Consider the following 5,348-nt stretch of genomic DNA (forward strand, 5'->3'; position numbering starts at 1 on the left):
TCTCGGCGCCCAGCATTCCGTTGAAGCCCTGCTCAGCAGTGCCCAACCCGGTGTTGAACACGTTGAACAGCCGGTTGGGCACACCGTTGAGCGCACTGTCGGTGTGGAAGATCTGCTCCTCCAACCCCACCTCGCCGCTCAGCAGCGAGTTGTTGAACGCCACCTCACGACCCACCAGACCGTCATTGAACGTCAGCTCGGCGGACTCCAGGCGCGACTCAAAACCGCCCACCGGATTCACCGTCACACCAGCCAAGAAACGACGCAGCACAGCGTTGTCGGTCGTCAGACCGGCGGCATCGGTGCCCGCGCGCAAGCCCTGATCGACAATGCCTTCCAGCCCACCGATCTTGCCGCTGTTGAAGGGCAGGCCGGAATTACCCAGCAGCAGTTGCGAAGTGAATCCGGCTGGCATCTGAGCACCCACCACATTGTTGAAGCCCTGCTCACCAGTGCCCAGCCCCAGGTTGAAGACGTTGAACCCGCGGTTCACCGCGCCACCCAACGCGGTGTTGGCGCCGAGAGCCCCCTCCAGCCCCGCCTCGCCGGACACCAGAGCCTGGTTGAGCGCCGTCTCGCGGCTGACCAGACCGCCCTCAACACCCAGCTCTGCCTTCTCCAGCCGCCACAACGGATCCTGCTTCACTATCGCCGCGCCCAAGCCCTGCAACGGCGAGGCGTTGGCGGCCTCAGCAGTGGCGTACTGCAAGGCGCTCCCGCTCATCAGCTGAACAAACTGATCGTGGAATTGCGCCACCTCAGCACCGAGCGCCTGATACGTCTGGCCGTGCCCGGTGAACAATGCGGCGATCGCCTCCGATACCTCATCGGCGGCGGCCGGCAGCAACCCGGTCGTCGCGCCCGACGCGGCTGCGTTCGCTTCACTGATCGTCGAACCAAGACTTGCCAAATCATTTGCGGCGTTTGTGATTACCTGCGGAACAGTGGTCAGAAAGGACATCTGTTTACCTCCCCGGACAGGAACGTCGGCCTCTCCCTAGCTTCGTGGAAGCTATCTCGCGACGAGCGGATCGTATCGCGGTGACGCGTTGAACTTGTGCGCTTTTCAGGGAATTTCTTTGTGAATATTAGGCGCTTTGTATTTATTCGGTGTTGTATTTATTTTGGGCGCCCTATGGGCCGGTTTTGACCCAGCGTCCGGCGTCGCCGACGATGCCAACCGGTACCGCACCGGACAGGCTGACGTTCTGCACACTCGGGCCCGCCGCGACGATCGTCGTGTCCTGCAGGATCGGCAGCACGGTCGACATGTTCCACAGGCGCGCTTCGACCGCGGCGATCACGTCGTTGATGGTCTTGGTGCCGTTGAGCGCCGCTTCGATGTTCGGTTGGATGCTGTGGTCGCAGGTTCCGGTCAGGTTCGACGGCGCCCGCACCAGCGCGCCGGGCTCGGGTGGGCGGCTGGTCGACGTCGGTGTCGAGGTGGTCGCGGACCCGGCAGAGGGCTTGGGCCCGGGAGGGTCAGAGGGGTTAGTCGTCGGTGCGTTGGGCGTCGACACCTGTGTCGACTGCAGCGCTGGGCAACCGTACCGGGAGGCCAGCAACGTGGCCAGGTTCCCGCCGGCCTGGTGCCAGCCGACGATGGCGTCCACCCGGTTGTCGTTCAGCGCATCCCGATACAGCGTCACCGGGTCCAAGGCCAGCACGGACGCGGCGATACCGGCGCTACGTAACTGGTCAGCGGCGGTGTTGGCCACCGCGACCGACGTCGGGTCATTGGCCGCCACCCCGATGACCAGCGACAGCTGTTGGCCGTCCCTGCTGATCCGGCCGTGGATCACTTCCGTCGGCCCGGTGGGGGCCGGCGTGGTCGACGCGGGAGCCGGCGTGGCCGTGTTGTTGGCCTCGACCTCGTATCCGGCCGCGGTGAACAAAGCCAGGGCCGCTTGTCTGGACAGTGCGGGCGGCGCGGTCGGCTCGTAACCGGGGTCACTCGGCGAGCGAATCTGGGCCTGGGCCAGTGTCACGGTGTTGTCGCTGCCGGCGCCCACCGCGGCCAGCAGGTTGACGTCGAGCAACCCCAAGATCGCTTTGCGGACCTGGGGGTCGGTCAGCTTGGGTTTGTTGGCGCGCAGCGTGAGCTGCATGACTCGCGGCGCCACCAGGCGGGCGGTGCGGACGTCGGGAATGGCGGACAGCTGCGCGAAAGCCGCTGAGCCGCCGTGTACTTGGGCCACTTGAGTATCGCCGTTGCGCACCGAATCGGCCAGGGCGGCCGGCGCCCCGGCACGGCGGAACAGGATCAGCGCGGGTTTGGCCGGTGGCCCCCAGTAGCGGTCGTTGCGGGCGATCAGGATTTCGTCGCGCTGGGGGTCGATGTTCTCCACCCGGAACTGCCCACCGGTGACGGGCAGGGCCCGGGCCAGCCCGGCCGCGAAACCGCCCGGCACGTCCTTGACGATGTGCGCGGGCAGGATGTTGCTGAACAACTCCCGCCAGGCCGGATACGGTTGCGCGAAGGTGACGACGGCCTGTTTGCCACCCTCGAACGACTGCACACCGGTGATCAGTTGGTAGCCGGCCGGATCGACGACCCCCGGCTGGCTGGCCATCTGCCGCCACAGGTACCAGAAGTCGTCGGCGCCGATCGGGGCGTTGTCCGTCCATTGCGCCTCGGGCCGGATTTTGTAGGTCACGGTGAACGGGTTCTGATTGGTCACGTCGGCGGACACCAGCAGGGTCGGGTCCAGCTCCCAACGCGAACCCGTCGGCGCGCCGGGGTCGGGCACCGGCCGAAACGCGCTCGGCAACACCAGGGCGCTGATCGCCGCGTTGACCGGCGACAGGTCGGACAGCAGATGCGGGTTGAACCCTGCGCCGATCGAGTCGATACCCATGATGATCTGGATCGGGCGCTGCGGCGGCGGCGCCGAGTTGTGTGGCGTGTCCGTACTTTGCGGCGCGGGCGGCGGGTTGACGGTACACGCCGCCAGACCGAGACCCACTAGCGAGATCACCACGCCGATCAGCACAAGGACGTGGCGCGCCCGGTGCAGCACGCCCATCAGGGTATCGAGCGCGCGCGTCATGCGGGTCAGCACAGCTAACCCCGGGCCTTTGCACGTGCGCGGCTACGAGCCCGGGTCGTCGCGTCCAGCTCGACCTTGCGGACCCGCACGATCTCCGGAGTCACCTCGACGCATTCGTCCGGCGAGCAGAACTCCATCGCACGCTCCAGGTCGAGTTCGAGTGGCTTGGCTAACGTCTCAATGACATCGGCGGTCGAGGACCGCATGTTAGTCAGCTTCTTCTCGCGGGTGACATTAATGTCGAGATCTTCGGGGCGCGGGTTGATTCCGACGACCATGCCCTCGTACGTGTCCTGGCCGGGGTCGACGAAGAACTGTCCCCTGTCGGCGAGCTGGAGCAGCGCGAACGGCGTGATGGTGCCGGACCGGTCGGAGACCAGCGACCCGGTGTGGCGGGCGCGGATCTCCCCCGCCCACGGCCGGTAGCCGTCGAACACCGCGTTGGCGATGCCGGTGCCGCGAGTCAGGGTGAGGAAGTCGGTGCGGAAGCCGATCAGGCCGCGGCTGGGGACGATGAAATCCATCCGGACCCAGCCGGCGGCGTGGTTGGTCATCTCCTCCATGCGGCCCTTGCGGGCGGCCATCAACTGGGTGATCGCCCCGACGAATTCCTCGGGGGAGTCGATGGTCATCGCTTCGAACGGCTCGTGCAGCTGACCGTCGATCGTCTTGGTCACCACCTGCGGCTTGCCGACCGTGAGCTCGAACCCTTCCCGGCGCATCGTCTCGACGAGCACCGCGAGCGCCAACTCGCCCCGGCCCTGCACCTCCCACGCGTCGGGCCGGTCGATGTCGAGCACCCGGATCGAGACGTTGCCGACCAGCTCGGTATCCAGGCGGGTGCGGACCATGCGTGCGGTCAGCTTGTGTCCGGACACCTTGCCGGCCAGCGGAGACGTGTTGGTGCCGATCGTCACCGAGATGGCCGGCTCGTCGACGGTGATGCGCGGCAGCGCGTGCGCATGGTCGGGATCGGCCAGCGTGTCGCCGATCATGATCTCGGGCAGCCCGGCCACCGCGACGATATCGCCGGCGATCGCCTCATCGGTGGCAGTGCGGTCCACGCCCTCGGTGGCCAGCAACTCGGTGATCTTTGCGCTGGTGATGACGGGCAGCCCATCCACCTCCCGCATCCACGCCACCTGCTGACCCTTGCGTAGCTTGCCCTTATAGATACGGATCAGAGCGAGCCGCCCGAGAAAGGCCGACGCGTCCAGGTTGGTCACCAGGGCCTGCAGCGGCGCCTCGGGATCCCCAACCGGCGGCGGGATGTGCTCCATCAAGACGTCGAACAGCGGGTCGAGGTTGTCACCCGCGGGCATTTCGCCGTCCGCGGGCTGTTCGGTGCTCGCAATGCCGGCCCGTCCGGATGCGTACAGCGTCGGCAGCCCGAGTGCGTGTTCGGCGGCCTTCGCGGCTTCGTCGTCGAGATCCGACGCGACGTCGAGCAACAGGTCGTGGCTGGCGTCGACCACCTCGGTGATGCGCGCGTCGGGCCGGTCGGTCTTGTTGACGACGAGAATCACCGGCAAATGAGCGGTCAGCGCCTTGCGCAGCACGAACCGCGTCTGCGGCAGCGGGCCTTCGGAGGCGTCGACCAGCAACAGCACCCCGTCCACCATGGACAGCCCGCGCTCCACCTCGCCCCCGAAGTCGGCGTGGCCGGGGGTGTCGATGACATTGATTACTGTGACGGTCCCGTCGGGGTGGTGGCGGTGCACGGCGGTGTTCTTTGCCAGGATCGTGATGCCCTTCTCACGTTCCAGGTCGCCGGTGTCCATCACGCGGTCCTGTAAGTCACCGCGTTCGTGCAGGGCGCCCGATTGCCGCAACATCGCGTCGACCAGCGTGGTCTTGCCATGGTCGACGTGCGCGACGATGGCGACATTGCGGAATGGCACGCCGTGATTGTGGCAGCGGCGACCCCGGATAGCGAACTGGACTCACGGAGAAGTTTGCTGGCGTCTGGACGCGCCGAGACTGCGCTCAGGGCTGCCGTGGGGCGCTGAAGCTAGCCCTGAGCGCAGTTTCGATGCCCTCACCGCAGTCTCACGGCCCGCTGACATTGTTGGAGGTAACATCGCCGCCATGACCGGGGGTGCAGCCCGTGGATGAGGTCTCGTTCGGTCGCTACCGGCTGGTCGAGCTGATCGGCGAAGGTGGCATGGGCCAGGTGTTCAAGGCCCACGACACCGTGATCGGCCGTGACGTGGCCGTCAAGGTGCTGCCGCCGGAGATGAGCACGCTGGCCGGCTACCGGGAACGATTCCGCCGCGAGGCCCAGGTCGCCGCCAGGCT

At 66.7% G+C, this 5,348-nt stretch carries 3 protein-coding genes and 1 pseudogene; 1 reads left to right on the forward strand and 3 read right to left on the reverse strand.

The window, feature by feature from the left end:
- From VML93_RS26670 to typA, 3 genes are all read right to left on the reverse strand, one after another.
- Positions 1-961 (reverse strand): PE family protein (locus VML93_RS26670; protein WP_325615269.1); only part of this gene is annotated, 961 nt, incomplete at its 3' end.
- Positions 962-1,133: 172 nt separating this feature from the next.
- Entirely contained in the window at positions 1,134-3,026 is a 1,893-nt protein-coding gene (locus tag VML93_RS26675) for an ABC transporter family substrate-binding protein (protein ID WP_325615271.1), read from the reverse strand.
- 38 nt (positions 3,027-3,064) lie between these two features.
- Complete coding sequence (gene typA, locus VML93_RS26680; RefSeq protein WP_325615270.1) at positions 3,065-4,951, reverse strand: translational GTPase TypA; 1,887 nt, start codon at positions 4,949-4,951, stop codon at positions 3,065-3,067.
- A gap of 206 nt (positions 4,952-5,157) precedes the next feature.
- On the opposite strand from typA, the pseudogene VML93_RS26685 reads away from it, so the two are divergent.
- Positions 5,158-5,348, forward strand: a pseudogene (locus VML93_RS26685) (serine/threonine protein kinase); the annotation flags it as partial.

Source organism: Mycobacterium sp., assembly GCF_035499775.1.
Taxonomy (GTDB): domain Bacteria; phylum Actinomycetota; class Actinomycetes; order Mycobacteriales; family Mycobacteriaceae; genus Mycobacterium.